The organism is Rhodococcus sp. H36-A4, from assembly GCF_027158005.1.
Lineage (GTDB): Bacteria > Actinomycetota > Actinomycetes > Mycobacteriales > Mycobacteriaceae > Rhodococcoides.
The window spans coordinates 387,795-412,870 of sequence record NZ_JAPVLQ010000002.1 but is presented as its reverse complement, the minus strand read 5'-3'; the positions used below and the strand labels follow the sequence as shown (position 1 = coordinate 412,870).

The following is a 25,076-nucleotide window of genomic DNA, read 5'->3' as shown; positions in this document are numbered from 1 at the left end:
ACATGCCGGAACGAGAACGCGATGCCAACGGTAAACCGTCGAATGCACGCCCCCGCGACGGTCTGGGAAGGCCGCTATCGCGCGATGAAGTCGGCGTCGAGCGGATTCCCGAGGACCTCAGGCTTCCGCCGCTAGAGTCCATCGCGAAAGCACAACAATTGCTCGATGCCGACATGCCCTTCCATGCCCACGAAATACTCGAAGGAACGTGGAAGGACTCACCGGAAGCGGAGCAGATGCTCTGGCAGGGTCTCGCTCAGCTCGCCGTAGGCCTGACGCACCTTCTACGTGGTAATGCCGTGGGGGCTCGATCTCTGCTCGAACAAGGCCACGACCGAATCGTCGGTTACGAAGTCGATCCGCCGTACGGACTCGATGTGGCCGGGCTTCTGGTGTGGTCGCAAGAGCTACTCGACCGCGTGAACGACGGGGATCTCCCGACGTCGACTTCGGCTCCTCAGCTTCTGGGCTGACCCCCTCTCGCCAATCGTTCCTGATCTCGCTACAGTGAGATTAGTTAGGTTAGGCGACACTGAGCGGAAGGCAATCGGTGACAGCACAGTCCGCAGCGGCACAGGTTCCTTACTGGGTTGCAGTTCTCACTCCCGAAGAACGGCCATTCGGAAGCCGTCGCACCGATCCCCGAATAGATACGATCGATTCCTCGGTCGTCACCACCTCGCGTACGCAATGGGCGGGTGAGCATCATCCACCGGCCACCACCCTGCTTGCCGTCCTCGCAGCCACCGTCGGTTCGTGGCTGAGCGATCGCTGTCGCAACTGCACCTCCGGAGTGCTCGTCGACATCGAAGCCGGCCGATTCGGCAATCTCGACGCAGCGCCCGAAGATCGCGGTTTCTTCCCGGTTCGTCTCCCGTCCACCGGCCATGTCGACGCACTCACCTCCGAAGTCCGTCGACGCGTCGCCGCGGCCCCCAACGACGGCTTGGACTTCGATACCGCCAAGCACGTCCTGAGCACTCCGGCACTGGTGCGAAGAGCAGGCGCTCAGATTTCGTTCGAGTACGGCACCGGTAGTGCTCTCCCCGACGACAGTCACCCGCTGACCCACAACCTGTCCGTCACCTGCGACGTCATCGAGATCGACGGAGTCACGATGGTGGACACCGAGTTCCGTTGGAACAGCCGAGTCTTCACCTGCGCGGACGTCGACGACTTCGAACGCTTCTGGGAGAAGACGATCTCGATGTTCCTCTAGAGGCTCTTCAGAAATCGAACGTCCTCGGCCAGACCGTCGGCGGGTGTTTCGAGGATCACCGGAGCGCCTGCTGCCTCGGCGACCGCGACCAGCACGTCTGCATCGATCGTTCCGTCGGCTAGGTTGGCATGCCGGTCGCGCGCAGAGCCGAACTCGTCGCGCGAATTATTGAGGTGCACCAGGTCTATTCGACCCGTGATGGCTTTGATTCGATCCACGACGCCGACGAGCTCTTCGCCTCCCGCCCAAGCGTGGCATGTGTCGAGACAGAAACCGGCACCGAATTCGCCGACGGCGTCCCACAGCCGCGCAATGTCGTCGAAATGGCGAGCCATGGCGAAATCTCCGCCTGCTGTGTTCTCGATGAAGATCGGCACGCCGAAGCCCCCTACATCCTGCTGGCGCTCGAACAGCTTGCGCCAGTTCTCGACACCTTTCGTGGTGTCCTCACCATCACGCACGTGACCGCCGTGCACGACCAGACCGATCGCGCCGATCTCGGCAGCGGCCGCAGACTGCTCGATCACTGCCTTACGCGAAGGAATCCTGATCCGATTGTTCAGGCTCGCCACGTTCAAGACATACGACGAATGCACCACGACGTCGATGCTGCCGGCTTTCAAATCCTCGCCCTGGGGGTGGGGCTCGAGCTTGTTCCACTTCTGCGGATCGGTGAGGAAAAGCTAAACCAGATCGACGCCGAAAGTCTCCGCGGAACCAATGGGGTCGGCGGAGTCGCGGACGTGTGCCCCGATACGCATGTATCCATGATAGGTGGGCGCACCTCAGGGTGTCCCCCGATAGTGAAGACTCCCGAACACTGAAAGACTGAACACTATGACTGATATCGCCGCCAGCGCGATCGCCCTGACCAAAACCTACGGCTCCGGGGATACCCAAGTCCACGCTCTGCGCGAGGTGAGCGTGGAGTTCGCGCGCGGCGAGTTCACGGCAATCATGGGCCCCTCCGGTTCGGGAAAATCCACTCTGATGCACTGCCTCGCGGGTCTGGACTCCGCAACTTCGGGGACCGTGACGATCGGTGACACCGAACTGACCGATCTGACCGACAAGCAGATGACCGGATTGCGCAGAGATCGAATCGGTTTCGTGTTCCAGTCGTTCAATCTCGTCCCCACCCTGACGGCACTGGAGAACATCACCCTCCCGCTCGACATCGCCGGCCGCACGCCGGACAAGGAATGGTTGGACACCGTAGTGAGAAAACTCGGGATCGGCGATCGTCTCGATCATCGTCCGAGCGAACTCTCGGGAGGACAGCAGCAGCGAGTCGCCTGCGCGCGAGCACTCGCAGGCCGACCCGACATCGTCTTCGGCGACGAGCCGACCGGCAACTTGGACTCGCGTTCGTCCGGGGAGGTGTTGAGCATTCTGCGCGCCGCGGCCGACGAGTTCGATCAGACGGTAGTGATCGTCACCCACGATCCGCGCGCGGCAAGCTACGCGGACCGCGTAGTGTTTTTGGCCGACGGCGCTGTCATCGATCAACTGGCGAATCCGACCGCCGAGACGGTCCTCGACCGCATGAAGCAGCTGGAGACGGTCTGATCATGGCCGCCAATCCCATGCGCAAGGTCTCCCTGAGAAATCTTGCCGCACACAAAGTTCGTCTTGCACTTACAGTCCTGTCGGTCGTACTCGGAACGGCCTTCGTCGCCGGCTCGTTCGTGTTCACCGACACCTTGCAGCGCACGTTCTCCTCGATCTTCTCCGACACCGCGGCAGGTGCGGATGTTCGGGTCAGTGCGGAAGAAGTCGGCTCGAGCGGAGTCCCCACCCAGGATGCCGCGACCATTGCGGCTCTACCGAACGTGGCCGCGGTGATGCCCTACGTCGGTGGACAGATCGTCGTTCTCGACGAGTCCGGAACGACCGTCCAGTCCGGCGGTGCGCCCACCATCGGGGAGGCCTACATCCCCGATGAACAGCGACTCGGAGCGAAAGAAAACTTTCTCTCCGGCGTTGCGCCCACTGCCCCCGGTGAAGTCGCGATCAACGAGGGTGGCGCAGAGAGGTCCGGCCTCACCGTCGGGGACTCGACGCAGGTCCTCATCCCGTCCAAGGGCACGGTCGATGTCACGGTGACCGGAATCTACGACACCGCAGCCGAATCCGGCGGTTATATCGGAGTCCAGTTCCTGCAGAGCCAAGCGAACGAGCTGTTCTCGGACGGCTCACATGTCCAGTACTACGACGTCGCAGGTCGCGATCTCGCGGCAAAGGGCATGACCCAGGCCGACCTACGCGAAGAGATCGCCGCCGCACTCCCGGATGCGAAGGTGCAGACAGCAGACGAGGTACGCGCCGAGGCCCAGGACGAGATCGAGTCCGCGTTGTCCTTCGTGAACTACTTCTTACTGGCATTCGGCGGCATCGCCCTGCTCGTCGGCACGTTCATCATCTACAACACCTTCTCGATGATCGTGGCGCAACGGGTCCGTGAACTCGCATTACTCCGTGCAATCGGCGCAAGCCGCGGCCAGGTCAGCCGCTCGGTAGTGCTCGAAGCGCTCATCGTCGGAGTCATCGGTAGCGCATTGGGATTCGCCGGCGGCGTAGGGCTCGCCTACGGCCTGCGCGCTCTGCTCAATGCCTTCGACGTCGGACTCCCCTCGGGGGCACTTGCTCTCGAACCGAGAACCGTCCTGGTGGCCTTCCTCGTCGGGATCGTGGTGACGGTCCTGAGCGCCTACGCGCCGGCCCGTCGTGCCGCCAAGATCCCGCCGATCGCGGCCATGAGAGAAGAGTTCGCCTCTGCGGGTGACAGTCTTCGCACGCGCACGATCATCGGGATCGTGATCGGTGCACTCGGCGCGGTCGCACTCGTCGTGGGCGCGCAATCGACAGGTGGAGCAGCTGCCGGCACCGTGGGAGTCGGAGCCGTCGCCGTCATCATCGCCGTCGCGCTGGCCGCGCCGTCACTCTCGCGTCCGATCGTCGGCGCCTTGGGATCGGTGCTCACTCGGCCCTTCGGTGCGATCGGCCGTCTCGCACGAACCAACTCGGTCCGCAACCCCCGCCGCACGGCAGCAACTGCCTTCGCTCTGATGCTCGGTCTGATGCTCGTTTCCGTCATCGGCGTACTCGGTGCGTCGGCGAAGGCCAGTGTGGACGCGCTCGTCGACACTGGAATCGAGGCGGACTACATCCTGAGTGGACCTCAGGCCATCGGTGTTCCCGTCGGGGCAGGACAAGCCGCCCGTAACACCCCCGGGGTGGACAAGGTGGCGATTCTGCACCCGGTACAGGTGAACATCTCCGGTGAATCCACTTTCGGAGTTGCTCTCGACGGAAGTCCCGACGGCTTGTTCGATCGAAAAGTTGTCGAGGGCGATCCAGAACTCTCCGGCAACAGCATCGCTGTCTCGCAGTCGGCGTCGAGTGAGAAGAACTGGCAGCTGGGGACAGTGGTGGACTTGGACTCGTTCGACGGTGTTCGCGTCCCGGTGACCGTGACCAGCATCTACGAGGACAGCCCTTTGGTAGGTGACTGGCTCGTATCCGAGAGCGTCTACGAGCAGGTGACCCCGAGCATCGTACGTTCGGACATCGTGGTTCTCGTCGGTGCGGCCGCCGGTACCGATCTCGATGTCCTACGCAGCGACCTCGAAGCGTCGACGAAGCCGTTCGTCGTCGTGCAGGTACAGGATCGCGAGCAATTCAAGGGCAGCCAGAGCCAACAGATCGATACTCTGCTCGCAGTTCTCTACGGGCTCCTCGCGTTGGCAGTCGTGATCGCGATTCTCGGCATCATCAACACCCTCGCTCTCTCCGTGGTCGAACGCCGTCGAGAGATCGGGATGTTGCGTGCTGTGGGGATGCAGCGTGCGCAGGTGCGTCGCACCATCTATCTCGAATCCCTCTTGATAGCGCTGTTCGGTGCCATCGTCGGGCTGGTCCTCGGAATAGTGTTCGGCTGGGGTTTCGTGCGAACTCTTCGCGACGAAGGCCTCGGGGTGATGACGGTTCCGTGGGGACAGGTCATCGGGATGCTGATCGGGTCTGCGATCGTCGGAGTCGGTGCGGCCCTCTGGCCGGCAGCCAGAGCAGCGCGCACACGCCCGTTGGAGGCCATTGCAGACGCGTGATCGTGGGGTGCCTACCGACTTGGGGAAAGTAACAATTTCGTAAGGGTTGCGCATAAAACGACCCTGGGGTTACCTTGTAGCGCGTAAACAGACTCGAAGACGGTTTCTAGTCAAGACCCGAATGGGCTGTGGCACTGCAAGGGGGGGCATGTCGCTTCAACCGACCGACACGTCCCCGCACTCCGAGCTAGCGCCCATGTGCAAACCCGATCTGCGGGACACACTGTTGGATCGGTTGTGCGAGGTCGCCCACGCGCTGCCCGACGCGACGGCTCTGGTCGCCGAAGACGGCGTGCTCACCTTCGATCAGCTTCTGCACCGGACCTATGCGGTGGCCCGCAAGATTGCGCACCTGGCCCAGGTCGATCGAAGTCCCATCGCGGTGGTCGGGCGCAGCACCACCGAGTCGATCACGTTGATGCTTGCGGTCATCGCGTCGGGGCGCTCACTGGTGCCTCTCGACTCGAATCTGCCCGAGGCTCGACGGCAGCACATCATCGAGCAGGCATCCGCGCTGCGGATGGACAGTGCCGACATCTCCGAGGCCGAGGACTCGGCTGCGCCGCTCCCGACGGTGACCGGGGATCGCATTGCGATGATCGCATTCACTTCCGGATCGACTGGCGTCCCCAAGGGAGTGCTGCTCAGTCACCGGATGTGCCTGAGCAAAGCGTACGAAGTCAGCTCGGCCCTGGCGCTCAGACCACGTGACCGTGTGGGGAATGTACTTCCAGTGAGTTTCAGTGCCGGCATCAACACCCTGTTGGCAGGTCTTCTCAGTGGCGCACAGGTGCATTGCCGCGATCCACGAGCTTTCCACGCGGAGCAGCTGGCGACATGGATCGAGAGGTGCTCCATCACGACTTTGCATTGCTCGCCTTCACTGGTGGGTAGCGTGCGCACCACGCTACCCACCTCCAACGTGCCCCCTTCTCTCGTAGGCGCCGTACCCGAGAACACAATCCCGTCTCTTCGCGTCGTCACCACATACGGCGAAGCACTTCACTCCTCCGACGTACGCTTCTTTCGGTCTACGCTCGGCACTGATGCAACCTTCGTAAACTGGTATGCCACAACCGAATCCGGTGTAATCGCCTACACTTCCCACAGCGCGGATCAGGCTCTTCCCCACGGGTTCATTCCTGCCGGGTGCAGCCCGCACGGAAAGATCGTGGAGATCGTCGGAGCGGGCGGTCGGACGCGGAAGCTGGGTGAGATCGGCGAAATTCGGATCTCGGCGCCGATGTCGGCTGATGGATATCTAGGGCTGGAAGAGTTGACGCGCTCGCGTTTCAGTACTCACGACGCGACGCACCGATACCTCACCGGAGATGTAGGTCGCATCGATCGGTTCGGGGTTCTGCACCTCGTGGGTCGAGTCGATGATGTGATCAAAGTGTCGGGTTACCTGGTGGATCCCACGGAAGTCGAAGCCGCACTTCGCTCTGTCGACGGTGTGGACGACGCCACGGTCGTTGCACGCGATGTCGAATCGGGCAAGGAACTCGTCGCATATTTCGTCTCCGATCGATCTTCTGTAGCCGCCGTGCGTGATGCGCTTCGCAGAGACTTGCCGGAATGGACGGTCCCCACGCACATCACCCGGGTGGACAGGATCGACCGGAACGCAAGAGGGAAGGTCGATCGTTCGAAGCTCTTCGATTCCGAACATTTGCCGGAGTCCGCTTCCGACAACGCTTTCGATGGGCCCACCGAAAGGTGGATCGGTAAGATCGTTCAACAAGAACTAGGGCTGGACGAGATCGATCGAGACGCAGATTTTGCCGCGCTGGGTGCCACCTCACTTGCTTTGACCACGATCGTGGTAGGAGTGCGACAGTCCTTCCACGTCGAGATCTCCACGGAGGAACTCGCGCACGCGATGAACATCCGGAGCTTGGCCCGGACTGTCGATACCAAGCTCGCCGATGTCGATCGGGACACCGCAAGGTCATCACACGATGGAGTCGTGGTTCCACTGCGGAGCGAAGGTTCGGCGGCTCCTCTCTTCGTCATCGCGGGGGCGGGCGTACCGGCAGTCGGACTCATTCCGCTGGCCAATCACCTGGACCACGACCGCCCTGTGTACGCGATACAAGCCAAAGGTCTTGGAAGAAGGGCGCTTCCGGATCGCAGCACCAGCCGCGCCGCGCGTCGATACGTCCGCGAGATCCGTCGGATTCAGCCACAGGGACCGTATCTACTGGTCGGACATTCGCTCGGGGCGTGGATTGCCCTCGATATGGCTCACATTCTCGAATCGGACGGTGACATAGTCGCCGAGCTGATACTGCTCGACCCTCGCCTGTACCGAACGATGTTGGACAAGCTGTCGGAGGGTGACCCCGATTTGGAAGCGGCTCCAGACAAGGCACCGCACCGTAAATCCTGTCTCGGCACGCTCGCTCGCCGGGCAGTATCGGTGGCTCTTGCGGGCTTGGTTCGGTTTCCGACCACCGAACGTTGGCTGGCGTTCGGCATCATCGGTTCCAGAGCACTCGACGCTCATCGACCGAAGCCGTGGAGCGGCCCGGTCACTGTCGTCGTGACGGGTGAGAACACGTCCGATCGACGCTCCTGGGAAACGTTGGCGACGGGCGATCTCGTCATCAGTGAAGTTCCTGGCAATCACATCGACATGGTTCGTGAACCTATCGTCGCCCGAGTTGCCGACATCATCGACGACGCATTGCACAGGCGCAGGCGGCGGGAACGGACAGATCACAGATGACCGACTCGATAGTGCGGCACCGAGGCCGCAGACCGCTGATGACGTCCATCGCCAGTCATCGGGATAGCTACCACTCCTCGACAGAGCCTTATCGCGTGAGCCAGGACTCGATGAGCTGTCCTCGATCCCCCGAACCGCGTACGTTGGTTTTCGACGCTGTCGCAACGCAGCCGGGAGGCTCTCGACCCATGAACAAGGACTCACCGCGTTACGCACTGAACTCGGTCGAACTGCACAAGGACGTACTTCGCTACGTGGATGTCGGCGACGGTCCACCGGTCGTGCTGGTCCATGGCCTGTTGGGATCGCACGAATCTTGGGCAGGCCAAATCGAACGCCTGTCGGAGCGGCACCGTGTCATCGCGCCCGATCTGTTCGGCCACGGCCGATCCGACAAGCCGTCCGGAGACTATTCGCTCAGCTCGCATGCTGCGACGATCCGCGATCTGCTCGAACATCTGAACATCGAGTCTGCACCGATGGTCGGCCATTCGCTGGGCGGCGGGATCGTGATGCAGACCGTCTACTTGTTCCCGGGATTGGTCGAACGGCTGGTGCTTGTCAGCAGCGGCGGCCTCGGCACCGAAGTGAGCCTGTTGCTCAAAGCCGCCACCTTGCCCGGCAGTGAGCTCGTTCTTCCGGTACTGGCGTCCGATTGGGTGCGCAGGAACGCGGAGAGCGTCATCGGGCAGTTGAACAAGTGGGGGCTTCCGGTACGGCCGGGCGCGAGCATGGCGGAAACGTGGCGCTCGTTCAAGTCGGTGTCCGACAAACAGGCCCGCGAGGCGTTTCTTGCCTCGACGCGCGCCGTCGTCGGTCCGCGTGGACAGACGGTCAGCGCCAAGCAACACTTCGCGAAATTCGAATCGATTCCGTCACTACTGATCTGGGGTGGCAAGGACCGCATGATTCCGGCCTCCCATGCCGACAACGTCAGACGGGAAGTGCCGAACAGCCGCGTCGAGATCTTTTCCAATGCAGGACATTTCCCACAGCTGGACGAGCCGGATCTTTTCTTCCGCGTTCTCGACGAGTTTCTCACCGCGAACTCCGAGGTCGACGCAGCACCGACAACAGCAGCATCGACAACAACAGTGTCGGACTGACGATGTCGCTGTGGCCGATGTTTCCACTCGGCAGCGTGCTGTTGCCTGGAGAGCGTCTCCCTCTGCACATCTTCGAGCCTCGTTACCAGGAACTCCTGGCCGCTTGTCTCGCTATGGAGGACCCCAGTTTCGGGGTCGTGCTGATTGCGCGTGGGAAAGAATCCGGAGGCGGAGATGTCCGCCACCATATTGCAACGGCTGCTCATATTGTCGCCCACGAAGAGGTCGGCGACGGCAGGCATTACGTGGAATGTGTAGGAAGCGAAAGACTTCGGGTCGACGCCTGGCTGGAGGACGACCCATACCCGCGGGCTGATCTTCGCGTATGGGCCGACGAGAACGCCGCCGCACCGCTACCCGAATCCGACTTCGAGTCACTGCAGAACAAGATTTCTCAGTTGTACGCGTTGATCGGCAACCTGGCACGGGCCGAAGGCGCTGCACCACCGCCTGATCCGACGTTCTCGACTCTTCCCGCCGAGGCCGGCGAACGCTTGTTCACCCTTGCCGCGCAGGTTCCGATGGGGCAGTCCGACCGTCAGGACGTGCTGGAGGCACCGGGACCGTCCGAGCGACTACGGGTACTCGTCGATGCTGTCGACAACGTCACCGACATCGTCAAGTTCAGGTTGACCTGACCGGTAGAGATGGAAACAAAAAGAACCAGCACCCGAAGGTGCTGGTTCTTCTTTTAACATTGGTAGCGGGGACAGGATTTGAACCTGCGACCTCTGGGTTATGAGCCCAGCGAGCTACCGAGCTGCTCCACCCCGCGTCGTTGTGAAACAAACATTACATGCATCTGGGCGGATCTCCCAATCGCCAGGTCAACCACCGACTCAGCGGCCGAGGTGATTGCTCTTATGCCACGTCCGGGCGGATGATGAGAGCTATGCGCGAGGAGACTTCTCGGATGTTCGCAGCTCCGGCGGCGGGCTACGACCGGCTGATCGGGCGCTATCTGCCGACATTGGCACCGGCATTCGCCGATGCAGTCCCCGTCGAGGCGGGCATGCGCGTCGTCGACATCGGCTGTGGTCCTGGAGGTTTGACGCGTGAGCTGGTGTCGCGAGTCGGTGCGTCAGGGGTCTCGGCAATCGATCCGTCTGTTCCTTTCGTCAAGGCTTGTCGGGCCGGCAATCCAGGAGTCGATGTCCGCGAGGGCTTCGCCGAGAGCCTGCCCTTCGACACGGACTCGTTCGATGCTGCGCTGGCAAGTCTCGTCATCGGTTTCATGAGCGACCCGGTTGCCGGTGTGCGCGAAATGTCCCGCGTGAGCAGGCCTGGGGGGACGGTGGCAGCGTGTCAATGGGACCGCAGCGGAATGCCGGCCATGCGGATCCTCGGCCAGTTCATGGTCGCAGCAGACCCCACTGTCAGCGACAGAATGAAGCTGACCGGCGACACCGTCGGCGAGATTGCTGCGGTGTTTCGCGAGGCCGGCCTGACCGATATCGAGGACGGCGCGCTCACGGCCAGTGCCTCGTACGCGAACTTCGACGACTGGTGGGAGCCGTTCACCCTCGGTATCGGCCCTCATGGTGCCTACCTCGAGACGCTCGACGTCATCGGTCGCGCAGCCCTTCGACTGGCCTGCCTGAATACCTTCGATCGCCCGGAGCAGCCCTTCACGGTGGAAGCGCGCGCGTGGTTCGCTCGGGGAACGGTGTAAAGCGAACCGCTATCGCTTCGTGCGCGCAACGACCATCCCGAGCGCTGCCGCGGTGAGCAGCTCCCAGCCGGTGAACGTGTAGATCGACGCGCGCTCCATCACACCCACGGGGCCGACACCGGCGATCAGCAGACCGGATGCAACGAACCCGAGCACGCCCAATCCGATGCTGCCCTTCGAGTACCAACGCGGGCAGGTTGGAACGCCCGTACCGACGAGCAACGCAATGGTGTTACCGGCGCCGATCGCCAGGACGGCACCGATGATGTGGGCATTTCCGTCACCGGCATGTACGACGGCAACGAGCACGCTGCCGAGGGAGTATGCGGCTATCGCTCCGAGATACGCCCATCGCCGACGTCCGAGCAGCGATGCCGAACAGATGCCCGCAGCCAGCACGGAGATCGCGGAGACGCAGAATGCGACGTTCATCAGCCACGAGGTGTCCGATGTCGTCGGCACCCCGAGATCGCTGACGGTGTCATAGGCGTACCGGTAGCCCTCGGATAGTGAGGCCGTCAACGCCTCGAGCAGCAGATACTGCAGCGAGGCGAAGGCGAAGAGCAGGCCTGCAGCGCGTGCGTTCCTACGTGGAATGTCGTACTCCTCAGGGCTGGGAAACGGTCGTCGTACAGGTGGGTACAGTCGGACCCGTTCGACACGCGGCTTGCATGCGGAACACGCCTTCGAGGAGCAACTGTGGCACGAGTACCTGCAGACCGCCGCGAGGTGGTGCGCTACGTCCGGCCCTCCCGAGTAGTCTGTCGGGTGGTTCGATGAGCAAGAGTCTCGCTCCGCCGCTGCGCCAGATCGGGATTCGTGAAGTTCTGCGTCTCGTCGTGATCGTTGCTGTTCTGCTCTCCTATCAAATTCTGGCGCTGGGCAAGTGGATCTTTCGGCCCCGCCGCGGCTGGGCAGCGCATGCCTCCGACGGGGTTGTCGACGCGTTTTTCGCACTCGGACCGACGTTCGTCAAGGTCGGTCAGCTGATGGGGTCCTCACCTGGACTCTTCCCGAAGGTACTGGCCAATACCTGTTTGCGCTGCCTCGACGAGGTACCTCCGTTCCCGGGGGCGCAGGCGAGAGCGATCATCGAAGCAGACCTCGGGCGTAGCGTCGAGGACCTGTTCGCCCGGTTCGACGACGTGCCGCTGTCGTCTGCTTCTGTCGCCCAGGTGCATCTCTGCGTGCTGAACGATGGCCGCGAAGCTGTCATGAAGGTTCAGCGCCGGGGCATCTACCACCGCATGAAGATCGATCTCCGCATCGCCTACGTCTTCGCTCGGGCATTGGAGAAGTACATCGCCTTCTTCGAGACTGCCAACGCCTCCGCCATCATCGTCGATCTACACGCCGCGACGTTCGCAGAGTTGGACAGCGTCGTCGAAGCACGGCGACAGGCGTCGTTTCGGGCCGCGATCTCAGCTTTCGGCGACAACACCTTCGTGACGGCGCCCGAGGTGATTGCGGAGTACTGCGGCGGCCGGGTCATCTGCATGGAACGTATGCGCGGATACCCGCTGGATCAGTGCACCCCCAGCGAGCAATCCGAGTTGATCGTCCGCAGGGCCGCCAAGGTATGGATGGAAGCCCTTGTCCTGCACGGGCTTTTCCATGGTGACGTCCATGCAGGAAACGTCTGGGTGCTCGACGACGGGCGGGTCTCGTTTCTCGATTTCGGCGTCATGGGCGAACTCGACGAGCAGTGGCGTTCGCTGCTGCAGGATCTCTTTCACGCCACCGTGATCGACGGAGACTTCACTCGGCTTGCCGGCAGTGTCAAACGGCTCGGCATCATCTCCGAGGATGTCGGCACGGACGCCGAGGTCGGCTCGATTCTGCAATCCGTGTTCGCACCGATGCTCTCGGATACGTTGGCGCACTTCAGCTTGACCGATTTCATCAGGGCGCTCGTGGGCATGGGGCAGCATTACCGAACCTCGAGCCCGGAGGAGTTGATCCTGGTGGGCAAACAACTCGGATACTTCGAGCGCTACGCGATCGAACTGGCCCCGAACTGGGCGCTCGGAACCGATCCGTTCGTCTTCAAGAACGTCTTCCCCGCAGAAGTGGCCGCGTTGGCGCACGCCCGCGAGGTCGATCTTCCTGACTAGCCGAGCGTCAGGACCACTTTGCCTGCAGCGGTTCGATTTTCGAGGGAGGCAATTGCCTCGCCCGCCTTCTCGAGCGGGGACACCGACGGCTCGGGCGCAGTCAGCTTGCCCGAGGCCAGCAATGGTTCGACCTCGGCCCACTGCTGCTTCAGGTAACCCGGTCTGCTCATCCACCATGCGCCCCAGCCCACACCCACGACGTCGACGTTGTTCAACAGAAGTCGGTTGACCTTGACCGTCGGGATCTCACCGCCGGTGAACCCGATCACCAGGATCCGACCCGACGGCGCAAGACTGCGAATGCTGTCGGTGAATCGATCACCGCCGACGGGATCGACGACGATGTCGACGCCTTTGCCTCCGGTGAGTTCCTTCACCGCGTCCTTCCATCCGTCCACGAGCACGACGTCGGTGGCGCCCGCGGCCCGCGCGGTCTCGGCCTTCGCATCCGAACTGACGACTGCAATGACCCGCGCAGCGCCCAGAACCGGAGCCATCCGCAGCACCGAGGTACCGATGCCGCCCGCGGCGCCGTGCACGAGAACCGTCTCGCCCTCGGCGAGACGTCCGCGCTCACGCAGCGCGAAATGCACCGTCAGATCGTTGAACAGCAGTCCGGCGCCTGCCGTCAACGAGACGGTGTCCGGGAGCGCGAAGACGGTCTCCGGGGACACGGCGGCAACCGAGGCCATACCGTCGGACAGTCCGGTCAGGGCGGCGACGCGATCACCTGCGGTGAACCCGGATCCCTCGGGTGCCGACCGAACGATGCCCGCTATCTCACTGCCCGGCACGAACGGCAACGCGGGCTTGTACTGGTAGAGCCCGCGAGTCAGCAGAGCGTCCGGGAAGGCGACCCCGGCGGCGTGTACGTCGATCAGCACAGACTTCCCGTCGTCGGCCGGTTCATCGACCTCGACGATCTCGACCGAATCCGGCCCATCCAGCTTCGTGATGTGCACCGCACGCATGAACTGTCCTCTCGTTGGGAAAAGTCCCTTTTCGGTCAGGGCGCGAAGCGCCGTGTGACCCACGGTACAAAACCGGCGTGAGGAGTGCCGACCCGGCTGGGGGAGGCCGGAGCGGAGATGGATCGGCCGAGGTGGTCCAATCGAGGTATGTCCACCCCCCTCACCACTGTCAAGCCTTCCGGAACCCCGCGCGGCGGTGTCGTCGTAGTTCAGGAAGCGTTCGGCGTCACCGACCACATCGTCGATATCTGCCAACGATTCGCCGAAGCCGGATGGGTCGCCACCGCGCCGCATCTGTTCCATCGACAACCAACCCAGATCATCGCGTACGACGACATGGACCCGGCCATGGCAGCCATCGGCGCATTGAAAGCAAGCGAGGTCGATTCCGATGTCGACGCCGGATTCTCGGCCTTGGCCGAACTCGGATTCGAGCCACGGCAGACTGCGATCGTCGGATTCTGCATGGGCGGATCGGTCACCTTCCAGACCGCTGCACGACGCGCTGTCGGTGCCGCAGCGACGTTCTACGGCGGCGGAATTTCGAAGGGACGCTTCGGATATCCAGCAATGTTGACGGTCGCCGATGCGTTGCAGACGCCCTGGTACGGGTTCTTCGGCGACCTGGACAAGGGAATTCCGATCGACGAGGTCGAACAATTGCGCACCGCGGTGGCGAAATCACAAGTGTCGACCGACATCACCCGATACGCCCAGGGAGAGCACGGGTTCAACTGCAACGATCGCCCCGCGGTCTACAATCCAGAGGCCGCAGTCGACGCCTGGACCAAGACGCTCGAATGGTTCGACGGCCATGTCGCCCACTGAAACCGAGCAGATTCGGTCTTTCTGGACAGGCCTCGGGTTGCCCGGACTCTTCGATGTACACACCCACTTCATGCCGAAGAACGTCATGGACAAGGTCTGGACGTATTTCGACTCCGCGGGCCCGCTCACCGGAATGGCCTGGCCGATCACCTACCGGGAGGATGAGGACACGCGTATCGAGATGATGCGCGAGTTCGGCGTACGGGGCTTCACCTCGATGATCTACCCACACAAGCCGGGCATGGCGGAGTGGCTGAACTCATGGGGCACGCAGTTCGCGCAGCGGGTGCCCGATTGCGTGCACACCGCAACGTTCTACCCCGAGGAAGGTGCCACGCAGTACGTCGAATCGGCGGTGGCATCCGGCGCAAAAATTTTCAAGTCACACATACAGGTCGGGAATTACCCGCCGAACGATCCGCTGCTCGACGGCGTGTGGGGGATCATCGAGGACGCGGCGATCCCCGTCGTGATCCATTGCGGTTCGGGGCCCGCTTCCGGACCACACACCGGACCGGAATCGATTGCCACGCTACTGCAACGCTTTCCGAGACTTCCGCTGATCATCGCGCACATGGGCATGCCCGAATATCTCCAGTTCCTTCAGATGGCGTTGCAGTATCCGAACGTGCGGCTCGATACGACCATGGCGTTCACCGATTTCTCGGAAGCGTCCTGGCCGTTCCCGAAATCGGGTCGATCGAAACTGATAGATCTTCAGGGCCGCATACTGTTCGGGAGCGACTTCCCCAACATCCCGTATCCGTATCTGGACGCACTGACCGCGGTGGCTCGCCTCGATCTGGGAGACGAGTGGGTATCGGACGTGTGCTACCGAAACGGGGCGAGCCTGTTCCTGTAGCGAAAAGGCTCGCCTGGCCGTGGGTAGAACCTACCGGCTCACGCGACTCTCGGCGACAGCCAGGCGATCAGGTCGTCGAGCACTCGATCTTGCTCCGGTTCGTTGAAGATCTCGTGGTACAGCCCGTCGTACACCTCGATGGTCAGGTCGGTCGATCCGGCGGATTCGGCGATCGAGCGACTGCCCGATACGTCGGCGAGCTTGTCGTCGCTGCCGTGCTGCAGAAGAACCGGGAGCGTGAGCGTATGCAGCCGCGCGGGGTAACTCTCCATGGCGCCGACCAATCCGCTGGCCAGCCCGGCTGGAATCTTGCCGTGGTAGACGAGCGGGTCGGCGTTGTACGCGGCCACGACGGCCGGATCCCGAGAGACCGCGGCCGAGTCGAGTTCCTGAACCGGCAAGCTCGGCGCGATCTTGCCCAGGATTTTGCCGATCGGAATCAGAATTTTCGGAGTGCTGTCACCGAGGACCACCGCGGGGGCGGACAGCATCAACCCATCGAGCTCGTTTTGGTACTCGAGCGCGTACGACAGGGCGATCGCACCACCCATGCTGTGGCCGAGCAGGAAACTCCGCATACCTGGGTACGCCGCATCGGCAATTCGAAAGACCTCGTGCAGGTCCGCGACGAAATCCGACCACTTCTTCAGTTCGAGCCGCTTGCCACCGGATCTTCCGTGCCCACGATGATCGGGCGCATAGACGACGAGACCGAGCGTCCCGAGACGTTCGATGACATGGTGGTAGCGGCCCGCGTGTTCACCTAGTCCATGCGAGAGCACCAGGATGGCCGACGGTTCGCGAACTTCCGGCGTCCAGACGTCGTACACGATCTTGGTTCCATGCACTCCACTGAACGATGCCTCGGTGCGTTTCACGTGTATATCTCCTCTGCTGCGACGCTGAACTTCAGCGATCTCGAAAGGCAGTCTTCTGCTCTGGGAAGACGGCGTACCCATCCGATCACGAAATGGCGCCGAATTATATGAGATCCGTCATGACATTTGCCGATAATTAGCTGTTACCGTTTTGTCGTCGATTGCTTCAAAGTTCGGTCGATCTATCGAGAGGGCGTGCTCCACCCCCTATGAATGCTCCCTCCGAGGCGATACCCGCTGCGCGGTGGCGAGACCCCAAGCGCTACCTCTGGCCGCTCGGTCTGGTCATTCCGCTGAGCCCGTTCATGGCCTGGGGGCTGGTCACGGTGCTGGGCCCAGGCGCATTCTGGCTCCTCGGCCTGTTGATCATGGGAATTGCCATCCCACTGATCGACGTCTTCGCCGGGGTCGACCGAAATAACCCACCGCTCGAAGCAGCGCGGGCCCTCGAGGACGACAAGTACTACCGCTGGTGCCTGTACCTACTGATACCGCTTCAATATGCGGGTTTGGTTGCAGCATGCTATCTCTGGGCCTACGGACCACTCGGGGTTCCCGAGCGACTCGCGCTCGCCGTCACCATCGGAATCGTCGGCGGCGTGGGCATCAATGCCGCTCACGAACTAGGACACAAGCGCGAGAACGTCGAACGCTGGTTGTCGAAGGTCACACTCGCACAAGCGTTTTATGGACACTTCTACGTCGAGCACAACCATGGTCACCATGTTCGCGTCGCAACCCCCGAAGACCCTGCCTCGGCGCGTTACGGGGAGAATTTCTGGAACTTTTTGCCCCGCAGCATAATCGGTGGCCTTACCTCTGCCTGGGCTCTCGAGCAACGTCGTCTACATCGGGTCGGTTCCGCGAAATGGTCCGCACACAACGACTTGTTCAATGCCGCCGCTATCTCGCTCGTTTTGTTCACGGTTCTCATCGGGGTTTTCGGCTGGCAGGTTGCGCCTTACCTCCTGATACAGGCCGTCATCGCCATCATTCTGTTCGAGGCCGCCAACTACCTCGAGCACTACGGCTTACTGCGGCAGAAGAAGAGCAACGGCAAGTACGAACGAACCGATCACCGGCACAGCTGGAACAGCGACCACCTATGGAGCAATCTTTTTCTGTACCACCTCCAGCGGCACAGCGATCACCACGCTCACCCGACCCGCCGCTACCAAGCCCTTCGGACCGTCGATGAATCACCGCAGCTCCCAGCCGGGTACGCGGTGATGATCTTCTGTGCATTGATCCCACCACTGTGGCGAAAAGTGATGGACCAGCGATTGATCGACTTCTACGACGGGGATATGACCCGGATCAACAGCTGACCCGTTACTCGTCGGTCTGAGCCCGCAGATACCGCCCGAAGTGCGGAACGGTGAACGCGATGGTCCCGCGCTCGGCGGAGTAGATCAGCCCCTTCTTGATCAATCCGTCACGAGCCGGCGACAACGACGCAGGCTTGCGCTTCAGCTCCGTCGCCACCGCTGATGTCGGTACCGAGGTGTCGTCGCTGGACAAATCGGCCATCGCTCGCATGTACTCACGCTCTGCAGGGGTGGCGCGCTCGTATCGAGACCCGAAGAATCCGACGGCAAGTTCCTCCTCGGCCGTCGGGGCTGCAACCCGCACGTCCTCGGCCGTGATCGGACTCTCGGGCGCCAAATCCCATGTCGCCTTGCCGTAAGCCTGAACGAAGTACGGATATCCGTCCGCTGCCTCGTAGAGCGCGTCGAGTGCCTCGGTCGTGAATTCCACGTCCTCGCGATCTGCAGGTGCGATCAACGCGAGGTCGGCGGCCTTCCGCTCGAGCCGCCCGATCCGGTGGTAGCTGAACAGTCTTTCGGAGTAGCTCTTCGACGCCGACAACACTGCGGGAAGATGCGGAAGACCTGCTCCGACGATGATGAGCGGCGCCGCATCTTGGCTGAGCTCATGGCAGGCCGCGCACAGCGCCGAGATGTCGGCCGGCCCCAGATCCTGCATTTCGTCGATGAAGATCGAGATGCCGACGCCGACATCACCAGCCAGCACCGATGCGTCCAACAGCAGTTCCACCAAATCGATCTCGATGTCCCCGGAATCTGCCCGGCCGCTGAGCGCGGGAACATCGATACCGGGCTGCCAACGTTCACGCATCCCCTTGTCGGCGGAGGCACGCAAGGCGAAGGCTTTGAGTACACCGAGGAATTCGTCGACTCTCTCTGGATCGCGATGCGCGGCAGCGATGCCGCGAACAGCCATGTGCAACGCAGACGACAACGGCCGACGCAATTCTTGATCCGGCCTTGCCTCGATCTTGCCGGTTCCCCAACCACGAGCGACCGCGGCCGAACGAAGATGATTGAGCAAAACGGTCTTACCCACGCCGCGCAACCCCGTCAGGACCACACTTCGCTCCGGTTTACCGCGAGTGATCCGCTCGAGCACGACGTCGAACGCGTCGAGTTGCTTCTCGCGGCCTGCCAGTTCGGGTGGGCGCTGGCCTGCGCCCGGGGCGTAGGGATTACGCACGGGGTCCATGGGGCCAAGATAACAACCGCGATAGCAAAGTATCGGCACATCTAGTGCGTGTCCTAGACGCCGGTATGGACGGCTAGCAACCCTCTCGGCATATATCGACAAGTCTTCACAATGTCCTAGATTTCGGTAGACTCGACTACACGGTTGCACGAGAGCGGAAACTGCGCCTACATTGGGCTCTGTGGAACACCTTCTCGTAGTACGCCGCCGTAGCGGGGTCTAATTCGGACCGACCCCTCGCTGCGGGTCGTCGTACTATCTCGGTCCTCCCTTCACTTTCGGAGAACCACCGACATGAACACTCTTACTTCCACCACCTTCCCCAACGACTGCTTCGCCGCCCGCTATGGCGCACCACTACCGCGTGACCTTCGTGACCAGGCCGCGAACATGAGCTGGGCCGCTTTCTTGCAGCGCTTCGGTGCACGTACCGGGCCCATCAGACTGGGCAGTTGGTCCGCCCGGCCCGGCCGCGGTGGACAGACGAGATTCGACGCGACCTTCGGCGTCGGGAACACAATCCACACGACAACGGCGACGTCACACGGCCCCATCGACGCCCTGACCTCGATGTTGTTCGACGCAGGCTTCCATATCGAAATCCTGGCCTTTCACCAGCAGAGCATTTCCGAAAACGGCACACACGACGCCAAGGTCGCCACCTTCGTCCTCTGCGAGTTCGATGGCCGCCGCGCGTGGTCCATGGCGATGGATGCGGACGGCACCAGCTCGTCGATCCGGGCCGTCATCGGTGCGGCCAACATGCTGTACGGGTGACTCTCGCGCCTTCTACCGCACTCTCGTCGACAAGCTAGATCTCGGTAGAAAGCGCTAGGGCATCTCGATGGTCTGCGAACGAGCTATCTCTTCGATCGCCCGCCGGACATACACCTCGCTCGACGTCGAGTCATGCCCATCTTTTCCGTCGGCCGTACGCCGGCCGGCACTGGACAGTGCGGCAATGATCAACAACGCATGACCAGCTCGGGGTCGCCGGCCTGCAGCCTCGGTATCCGCGACCCCGAGCGCACCCGTGAGCACTTCTACGAACCCCTCGACATCGAGCTCGCCGAACCATTCCGATGCCGAGCGCACGGTCAGCGCCAGTACTTCCTGAACATCTTCGCCGGTCAGCCCGTCGGGATGCAGTTCTTCGAGCAACGCTCGGATGATTTCGGCATGCACCAGACCGACTTGCGCCGCGTCCGCGGACTCCACGTCGGCCACGGCGTCGCGATAGGCATCCGCTGAGCGCGCACGAGCGGCAGCAAGCGCCTCCTCGGTAGAGGTCGCGATGGCTCGGGGTGTCGCAGGCCAGTCGTTGGGCCACATCTCGAGGGTTCCTTTTGTTCGGCGGAGAGGTTGTTCAATCCTCCCACCCCGCACCGACAATCCACTTACATGTAACCGAGGCTTATAGTAACCTTCGAGAAAGTGTGACGCCTCCGACCGAGACCGAAAAGGACGTACCACCCGATGCGTGAAGCCAGCACCCGCACAACCGTGGTCAACGAGGGAATGTCACTGGCGGTCTACGAGACCGGCAATCCGGACGGCGAGACCATCGTCCTCGTCCACGGCTGGCCGGACACACACGAAATGTGGAATCACATCGTTCCACGACTCACCGAGCGCTTCCGCGTCGTCAGCTACGACGCACGTGGCGCAGGGAAAAGTACAGTGCCACGCGAACGCTCCGCGTACCGACTCCACAATCTGGCATCGGACTTCTATGCCGTCGTCGATGCAGTCAGCCCGAACGCACCGGTCCACGTTCTCGCACACGACTGGGGCGCCGTCACAGTATGGGATGCAGCTGCCGAACCTCATGCAGTAGATCGAATCCGTTCGTACACTTCCATTTCGGGCCCGAACCTGGACCATCTCGGCAAATGGTCGCGGTCGCGGTTGACCAAGCCGAACTGGAGCAACGTCAAACAAGTGCTCGCCCAGACGCGCGCATCGTGGTACACCGTCACCTTCCACATTCCCGGTCTCTCGACTTTACGAATTCGACGCCAGTTCGCGAAAGGCTGGCCTGCGTTTCTGCAAGAATTCTCCGACGTCGACCCGTCGCTGGTCACCGAGAACCCCACACTGTTCTCCGACGCGACCAACGGGGTGAACCTGTATCGGGCAAACCTTCTTCCGCGCTTGATGAAGCCGCGGGAACGATTCATCGACATCCCAGTGCACTTGATCGTCAACACCGAGGATGTCGCGGTGCGGCCCGATCATTACGAAGACACCGGAAAATGGGTAAAAAATCTGACTCGCAACGATATTCACGCCGGTCATTGGTCACCGATCTCTCATGCTGTCGAGATCGCCGAGCTCACCGAGAAGTACATCGATTCGCTGAATATCTAGTTCGTCAGCTCCGCGTGCATCTGAAAGACGTTGTAGTCGGACCACGTCGAGATGTTGAAGTACAGATCGGTGCCGGTGGACCAGGGATGCATGAATCCTCCGTACAACTCGGGGTATTCGGCGACGCTGACCATCGGTGCTCCGTCGGACCACGCTCCTTGCGGAGAGTCGGACTCCCGCAGCGTGATAGCCGTTTTCGCGGTGTCGAGGTAGGTCATCTGCCATCTCTGTCGTGAATCGTCGTACCGCACCGAAAGTTCAGCTGCCGGGGCCGCCACGATCGTCGATGCTGCGCTATACCCTCCGACCGGTGTCCAGTTGCCCTCGCTCCAATACTGATACGCGGACTTGTTCAGCACCTGCCGCTTCGGGACGCGTGCGACGCCGACGTCGCCGAGTCTGGTGTTCGGGGTGCCGAACATGTACACGAAGTCACCCTGCGGGACCATCGACGTCACCTGGAACTTACTGATCCCGAAGATGTTGTCCCACTGCGCGTACGGATCCTTCGTCCAGGTGGAGCCGCCGTCGTCCGAGTAAGCGATCCCACCGTAGTTGGTCCACCAGGTTCCCGGGATGCTGTTCCACGTCCTGATGGACATGTAGCTCATGTATTGACGATCGTCGATCGCGAAGCCAGAGGTAGGAATCGTCGTGATCTCGACGTTGTCGAGCTTTCGACTGCTGAGGAGTTCGGGTGCGTGACAACGACTGTCCTGCACCATGCTGTCGTAGGTAACCCCGTCGGACAGATCGGTGTCGGAACTGAACGCGAGTACATTGCTGCGCCAATCCGGCCCCTGTCCTCCAGGTGGATGGAAGCCTTTGCCGACGGTATCGCCGAATACCGTCGCTATCTGTCCGGGGGCGCTCTCCCACATCATGCCCAGGTCCGTTCCGTAGACCTGCCACCGTTTGTCGGTGCGATTGATCGATCCCGCGCCTGTCTGTTTGGCAACACGGGTGACGTTGCCGATCTGCGGCATCGGCGGTGCAGAAGTTATGGCCGCCGGTTCGACGGGAGGTGACGCCGGATCGGGAGGAGGCGGAAGCTGCAATTCGCGACCGGGGATCGGGATCGGAATGGTGAACGGTTTGAACTCGAATCCGATCCGGGGAATGTCCAATTCACTCGAAAGCGTTGTGGGCTCGCGGGTCTCATCGGTCAGGTCCGGACACGGATCCAAGCAAGGGTCCGCCGGCAACGGTTCCGGGTCGATACGTGTCGGGGCCGTCGTCGGGGCTGGATACGGCACGGGTGCGAGTTGCGGAAATGGGATCGGAATCGAGAGATCCTCCGGGACCAGCGACCCGGTCTCGTTCGTCAGGTCGGCCGCGCATGCGCCGGGAGGGACGAGAGGTTCGGCGGTAGCCGGGACGCCATCCCCGAACACGATCACCACGGACCCGAGAACGACAACAGCTGTCACGACGGCCATTCGCTTCGACATACTCCCCCTTGTGCGGATGCACCACCCGTGCCAGCGCATCATGCCAGATTCTCGCGCAGTGAGCGCGAAGAATACTCCTTACGAAAGAGATCGCGTGACTGCAGAATTGGCACCACTTCGTCGACGAAGTCGTCGAGACTGTCCGGATACAGCGGTGGCATCAGATTGAAGCCGTCGGCAGCGCCTCTGCGCGCCCACTCGGAGATCTCGTCGGCGATCGATTCCGGCGTCCCGATCATTGTGGCATGCCCTCCACCCGCTGCGAGTGTCCCGAGAAGCTGGCGGACAGTCGGGGCGTCTTTGGCGATTATCCGCAGGATCGTCTCGTATCGACCGTGCGGTCCGGTGAACTCCTCGATCGGCGAAAGAGCAGGAACCGGTGCGTCGAGCTCCCAATCGCTGCAGTCCTGCTCCACGAACATCCCCAGTGTGCGCAACGACTGCTCGACGGGAAGCAGTGCATCGAGCTCGGCCTTCTTCGCACGCGCCTCGCTCATCGTCGACCCGACGTACGTCACCAAACCCGGCATGATTCCAACGGACGAGCTGTCGCGTCCGGCAGCATCTATGCGGCGCTTGACATCCGAAGAGTAGGCGGCGCCGGCCTCGGAATCGTAGGCAACGGCGTAGATCGCCTCCGCGTAACGAGCCGCAAGATCACGCCCCGGTCCCGACGCGCCTGCCTGGAACAGCACCGGACGTCCCTGCGGAGACCGGGGGACCGTCAACGGTCCGTCCACCCGAAAGTGCTTGCCGACGTGATCGATGGGATGCACCTTCGCCGGATCCGCATACATTCCCTCGCGATCCAGTACCAGCGCGTCCCGTTCCCAGCTGTCCCATAGCGCGAGGGCAACCTCGACGAATTCCTCTGCGCGTTCGTACCTTTCGACCCGTGCCGGAATGTCCTCGAATCCATGATTGCGCGCCTCGGCGTCGAACATCGAGGTCACGACGTTCCATCCTGCGCGGCCACCACTGATGTGATCGAGCGAGGCGAGCAACCGCGCAGCGTGAAACGGTGTGTAGAACGTCGTGGATATGGTGGTGACCAGGCCGATATGGGTGGTCGCTCCGGCCATCGCCGTCAGGGCTGTGATCGGTTCGAGAAACCAGGTGCCCGCGCCGGCCGGATCACGAACGGAGTGTCCGTCCGCGAAGAACACGGCGTCGAACTTGCCCCGCTCCGCGGTCTGCGCGAGTTCTTGGTAGTAGCTGATATCGCCGAGGTCCTCGACCCTCGAACTCGGGTGACGCCACGCTGCACTGTGATGCCCACAGCCGTAGAGGAATGCGTTGAGGTGCAGCATGTCAGTCCTTGACCAAGCCGCCGTCCACAACCAAATTCTGTCCGGTCACCGACCTCGACCACGGAGACGCGAAGAACAACAGGGCATCTGCGAACTCCTCTGGTGTCACCACTCGCTGCAACGGCGTCGACGCCGCGATGAGGTCGAATACTTCCTCTGGTGTAGCGGCACTGGCGTCGGTGGTCCGCAGTAGGCCACCCGACACCATGTTCACAGTGATACCGTCGCCGCCGAGATCCGCTGCGAGAGTTCGAGTCAGAGACAACAGCGCAGCCTTCGATGCCGTGTAGTCGTGGTACGGCACCACTGGGTTCTGGAAAAGATTGGTGCCCACGTTGATGATTCGGCCGAATCCTGCTGCGCGCATCCCCTTCAGCGCTCGCTGCGTAGTCGTCAGCGCACCACGCACAGTGCCACGGAACTGCGCGTCGAACTCGTCCCATGTGATCGAATCGGCCTTGCTGCGCGCGTCCCCGTTGAACGAGAAGTCGGCCAACGCGTTGTTGACCACCGTCGTCACGGAGGAACCGAAGTGCGCTTCGGCTTCGGTGAACAACGCGTCCACCTGCTCGGCGTCGGTGATGTCTGCTTGGATCGCTATCCCGCCGATCTCTGACGCCAGCGCCTCCGCCGAGACTCGGCTGTTGCGGTAGTTCACCACGACGCGAGCGCCTTCTCGCGCGAATGCCCTGGCCACCGCGGTGCCCAGACCTCTGCCCGCTCCGGTGACGACTACTGTCTGCTCGTCCAACTTTTTCGACTGGATGTTCATGTCAGGCCTTTCGCTCTTCCGGCCCACACCGCGCAGAGCATGCACGTATCCCACGTGCAGACATCCCTACGCTGGTGTTGACCAGATCAGGTTCGACGGGTGTGTTCTCAGCCGTTAGGCACCCCGTGTCGAAGAGGACTGTAACCTCTTGTCGAATATC

The 25,076-nt window shown here is 62.1% G+C and carries 22 protein-coding genes, 1 tRNA gene, 1 pseudogene and 1 riboswitch; of the genes and pseudogenes, 14 read left to right on the top strand and 10 right to left on the bottom strand.

Annotated elements, in window-relative coordinates; translation table 11 throughout:
* Positions 1-2 precede the first annotated feature (2 nt).
* Entirely contained in the window at positions 3-473 is a 471-nt protein-coding gene (locus O1W68_RS06790) for a DUF309 domain-containing protein (protein WP_269302114.1), read from the top strand.
* A 77-nt stretch (positions 474-550) separates the two neighbouring features.
* Positions 551-1,219, top strand: coding sequence for a hypothetical protein (locus O1W68_RS06785; RefSeq protein ID WP_269302113.1), 669 nt, complete (start codon positions 551-553; stop codon positions 1,217-1,219).
* Here O1W68_RS06785 and O1W68_RS06780 read toward each other — a convergent pair.
* Positions 1,216-1,980, bottom strand: a pseudogene (locus O1W68_RS06780) (deoxyribonuclease IV). The gene O1W68_RS06785 and the pseudogene O1W68_RS06780 overlap by 4 nt on opposite strands.
* A gap of 76 nt (positions 1,981-2,056) precedes the next feature.
* Here O1W68_RS06780 and O1W68_RS06775 point away from each other — a divergent pair.
* The 5 genes from O1W68_RS06775 to O1W68_RS06755 all read left to right on the top strand — a co-directional run bounded on the left by O1W68_RS06775 (position 2,057) and on the right by O1W68_RS06755 (position 9,803).
* Entirely contained in the window at positions 2,057-2,788 is a 732-nt protein-coding gene (locus tag O1W68_RS06775; RefSeq protein ID WP_269302112.1) for an ABC transporter ATP-binding protein, read from the top strand.
* Positions 2,789-2,790: 2 nt separating this feature from the next.
* Entirely contained in the window at positions 2,791-5,328 is a 2,538-nt protein-coding gene (locus O1W68_RS06770; RefSeq protein ID WP_269302111.1) for an ABC transporter permease, read from the top strand.
* Positions 5,329-5,476: 148 nt separating this feature from the next.
* The gene (locus O1W68_RS06765; RefSeq protein WP_269302110.1) at positions 5,477-8,059 is read left to right on the top strand and encodes a non-ribosomal peptide synthetase; all 2,583 of its coding nucleotides are present in this window, start codon (positions 5,477-5,479) and stop codon (positions 8,057-8,059) included.
* A 188-nt stretch (positions 8,060-8,247) separates the two neighbouring features.
* Positions 8,248-9,165 (top strand): alpha/beta fold hydrolase, encoded by a 918-nt coding sequence (locus tag O1W68_RS06760; RefSeq protein WP_269302109.1) that lies wholly within the window; start codon positions 8,248-8,250, stop codon positions 9,163-9,165.
* Positions 9,166-9,167: 2 nt separating this feature from the next.
* Positions 9,168-9,803, top strand: coding sequence for an LON peptidase substrate-binding domain-containing protein (locus tag O1W68_RS06755; RefSeq protein WP_269302108.1), 636 nt, complete (start codon positions 9,168-9,170; stop codon positions 9,801-9,803).
* Positions 9,804-9,863: 60 nt separating this feature from the next.
* Here O1W68_RS06755 and O1W68_RS06750 read toward each other — a convergent pair.
* Positions 9,864-9,940 (bottom strand) — tRNA-Met (locus tag O1W68_RS06750).
* Positions 9,941-10,078: 138 nt separating this feature from the next.
* Between O1W68_RS06750 and O1W68_RS06745 the strand changes: the two genes are divergently transcribed.
* Entirely contained in the window at positions 10,079-10,837 is a 759-nt protein-coding gene (locus O1W68_RS06745) for a class I SAM-dependent methyltransferase (RefSeq protein WP_269302107.1), read from the top strand.
* Positions 10,838-10,846: 9 nt separating this feature from the next.
* Here the strand turns inward: O1W68_RS06745 and O1W68_RS06740 are convergent, their stop codons facing one another.
* Positions 10,847-11,383 (bottom strand): DUF998 domain-containing protein, encoded by a 537-nt coding sequence (locus O1W68_RS06740; protein WP_269302855.1) that lies wholly within the window; start codon positions 11,381-11,383, stop codon positions 10,847-10,849.
* Positions 11,384-11,613: 230 nt separating this feature from the next.
* Here O1W68_RS06740 and O1W68_RS06735 point away from each other — a divergent pair, with 230 nt between their 5' ends.
* Complete coding sequence (locus O1W68_RS06735) at positions 11,614-12,951, top strand: ABC1 kinase family protein (RefSeq protein WP_269302106.1); 1,338 nt, start codon at positions 11,614-11,616, stop codon at positions 12,949-12,951.
* On the opposite strand, the gene O1W68_RS06730 is transcribed toward O1W68_RS06735, so the two are convergent.
* A complete protein-coding gene (locus O1W68_RS06730; protein WP_269302105.1) occupies positions 12,948-13,922 on the bottom strand; it encodes an NADPH:quinone oxidoreductase family protein in 975 nt (324 codons plus the stop codon). The two genes, O1W68_RS06735 and O1W68_RS06730, sit on opposite strands and share 4 nt — an antisense overlap.
* 147 nt (positions 13,923-14,069) lie before the next feature.
* Between O1W68_RS06730 and O1W68_RS06725 the strand changes: the two genes are divergently transcribed.
* Together O1W68_RS06725 and O1W68_RS06720 are read left to right on the top strand one after the other, a co-directional pair.
* Entirely contained in the window at positions 14,070-14,750 is a 681-nt protein-coding gene (locus tag O1W68_RS06725) for a dienelactone hydrolase family protein (RefSeq protein WP_269302104.1), read from the top strand.
* Positions 14,737-15,612 (top strand): amidohydrolase family protein, encoded by an 876-nt coding sequence (locus O1W68_RS06720; protein WP_269302103.1) that lies wholly within the window; start codon positions 14,737-14,739, stop codon positions 15,610-15,612. Before O1W68_RS06725 ends, O1W68_RS06720 begins: the two co-directional genes overlap by 14 nt.
* Before the next feature lie 38 nt (positions 15,613-15,650).
* Here the strand turns inward: O1W68_RS06720 and O1W68_RS06715 are convergent, their stop codons facing one another.
* Entirely contained in the window at positions 15,651-16,490 is an 840-nt protein-coding gene (locus O1W68_RS06715) for an alpha/beta hydrolase (protein WP_269302102.1), read from the bottom strand.
* A gap of 209 nt (positions 16,491-16,699) precedes the next feature.
* On the opposite strand from O1W68_RS06715, the gene O1W68_RS06710 reads away from it, so the two are divergent.
* Positions 16,700-17,818, top strand: coding sequence for an alkane 1-monooxygenase (locus O1W68_RS06710; RefSeq protein ID WP_269302101.1), 1,119 nt, complete (start codon positions 16,700-16,702; stop codon positions 17,816-17,818).
* 4 nt (positions 17,819-17,822) lie between these two features.
* On the opposite strand, the gene O1W68_RS06705 is transcribed toward O1W68_RS06710, so the two are convergent.
* Positions 17,823-19,013, bottom strand: a complete 1,191-nt coding sequence (locus O1W68_RS06705) for an ATP-binding protein (protein ID WP_084345769.1) — start codon at positions 19,011-19,013, stop codon at positions 17,823-17,825.
* A gap of 294 nt (positions 19,014-19,307) precedes the next feature.
* Here O1W68_RS06705 and O1W68_RS06700 point away from each other — a divergent pair, with 294 nt between their 5' ends.
* Entirely contained in the window at positions 19,308-19,790 is a 483-nt protein-coding gene (locus O1W68_RS06700; RefSeq protein ID WP_269302100.1) for an alpha-isopropylmalate synthase regulatory domain-containing protein, read from the top strand.
* Between the two features lie 54 nt (positions 19,791-19,844).
* On the opposite strand, the gene O1W68_RS06695 is transcribed toward O1W68_RS06700, so the two are convergent.
* On the bottom strand, positions 19,845-20,345 hold the full coding sequence (locus O1W68_RS06695; protein ID WP_269302099.1) for a hypothetical protein: 501 nt from the start codon (positions 20,343-20,345) through the stop codon (positions 19,845-19,847).
* A gap of 144 nt (positions 20,346-20,489) precedes the next feature.
* On the opposite strand from O1W68_RS06695, the gene O1W68_RS06690 reads away from it, so the two are divergent.
* A complete protein-coding gene (locus O1W68_RS06690) occupies positions 20,490-21,383 on the top strand; it encodes an alpha/beta fold hydrolase (protein WP_269302098.1) in 894 nt (297 codons plus the stop codon).
* On the opposite strand, the gene O1W68_RS06685 is transcribed toward O1W68_RS06690, so the two are convergent.
* Genes O1W68_RS06685 through O1W68_RS06675 form a run of 3 tightly spaced genes read right to left on the bottom strand, consistent with a single transcriptional unit; the run spans position 21,380 to position 24,916 of the window.
* Complete coding sequence (locus O1W68_RS06685) at positions 21,380-22,834, bottom strand: DUF4185 domain-containing protein (RefSeq protein ID WP_269302097.1); 1,455 nt, start codon at positions 22,832-22,834, stop codon at positions 21,380-21,382. The genes O1W68_RS06690 and O1W68_RS06685 overlap by 4 nt on opposite strands.
* A gap of 38 nt (positions 22,835-22,872) precedes the next feature.
* Positions 22,873-24,144, bottom strand: a complete 1,272-nt coding sequence (locus O1W68_RS06680; protein ID WP_269302096.1) for an LLM class flavin-dependent oxidoreductase — start codon at positions 24,142-24,144, stop codon at positions 22,873-22,875.
* A 1-nt stretch (position 24,145) separates the two neighbouring features.
* On the bottom strand, positions 24,146-24,916 hold the full coding sequence (locus tag O1W68_RS06675) for a 3-oxoacyl-ACP reductase (RefSeq protein ID WP_136170690.1): 771 nt from the start codon (positions 24,914-24,916) through the stop codon (positions 24,146-24,148).
* Positions 24,917-24,962: 46 nt separating this feature from the next.
* Positions 24,963-25,052: riboswitch (TPP riboswitch) on the bottom strand.
* Between the last annotated feature and the right edge of the window lie 24 nt (positions 25,053-25,076).

Bases quoted from the DNA above. Each gene is read 5' to 3' on its own strand.
- O1W68_RS06755 (WP_269302108.1), top strand. From the start codon at position 9,168: ATGTCGCTGTGGCCGATGTTTCCACTCGGCAGCGTGCTGTTGCCTGGA.
- O1W68_RS06700 (WP_269302100.1), top strand. From the start codon at position 19,308: ATGAACACTCTTACTTCCACCACCTTCCCCAACGACTGCTTCGCCGCC.
- O1W68_RS06745 (WP_269302107.1), top strand. From the start codon at position 10,079: ATGTTCGCAGCTCCGGCGGCGGGCTACGACCGGCTGATCGGGCGCTAT.
- O1W68_RS06685 (WP_269302097.1), bottom strand. From the start codon at position 22,834: ATGTCGAAGCGAATGGCCGTCGTGACAGCTGTTGTCGTTCTCGGGTCC.
- O1W68_RS06690 (WP_269302098.1), top strand. From the start codon at position 20,490: ATGCGTGAAGCCAGCACCCGCACAACCGTGGTCAACGAGGGAATGTCA.
- O1W68_RS06765 (WP_269302110.1), top strand. From the start codon at position 5,477: ATGTCGCTTCAACCGACCGACACGTCCCCGCACTCCGAGCTAGCGCCC.
- O1W68_RS06720 (WP_269302103.1), top strand. From the start codon at position 14,737: ATGTCGCCCACTGAAACCGAGCAGATTCGGTCTTTCTGGACAGGCCTC.
- O1W68_RS06735 (WP_269302106.1), top strand. From the start codon at position 11,614: ATGAGCAAGAGTCTCGCTCCGCCGCTGCGCCAGATCGGGATTCGTGAA.
- O1W68_RS06710 (WP_269302101.1), top strand. From the start codon at position 16,700: ATGAATGCTCCCTCCGAGGCGATACCCGCTGCGCGGTGGCGAGACCCC.
- O1W68_RS06760 (WP_269302109.1), top strand. From the start codon at position 8,248: ATGAACAAGGACTCACCGCGTTACGCACTGAACTCGGTCGAACTGCAC.
- O1W68_RS06695 (WP_269302099.1), bottom strand. From the start codon at position 20,345: ATGTGGCCCAACGACTGGCCTGCGACACCCCGAGCCATCGCGACCTCT.
- O1W68_RS06705 (WP_084345769.1), bottom strand. From the start codon at position 19,013: ATGGACCCCGTGCGTAATCCCTACGCCCCGGGCGCAGGCCAGCGCCCA.
- O1W68_RS06775 (WP_269302112.1), top strand. From the start codon at position 2,057: ATGACTGATATCGCCGCCAGCGCGATCGCCCTGACCAAAACCTACGGC.
- O1W68_RS06730 (WP_269302105.1), bottom strand. From the start codon at position 13,922: ATGCGTGCGGTGCACATCACGAAGCTGGATGGGCCGGATTCGGTCGAG.
- O1W68_RS06770 (WP_269302111.1), top strand. From the start codon at position 2,791: ATGGCCGCCAATCCCATGCGCAAGGTCTCCCTGAGAAATCTTGCCGCA.
- O1W68_RS06680 (WP_269302096.1), bottom strand. From the start codon at position 24,144: ATGCTGCACCTCAACGCATTCCTCTACGGCTGTGGGCATCACAGTGCA.
- O1W68_RS06725 (WP_269302104.1), top strand. From the start codon at position 14,070: ATGTCCACCCCCCTCACCACTGTCAAGCCTTCCGGAACCCCGCGCGGC.
- O1W68_RS06675 (WP_136170690.1), bottom strand. From the start codon at position 24,916: ATGAACATCCAGTCGAAAAAGTTGGACGAGCAGACAGTAGTCGTCACC.
- O1W68_RS06790 (WP_269302114.1), top strand. From the start codon at position 3: ATGCCGGAACGAGAACGCGATGCCAACGGTAAACCGTCGAATGCACGC.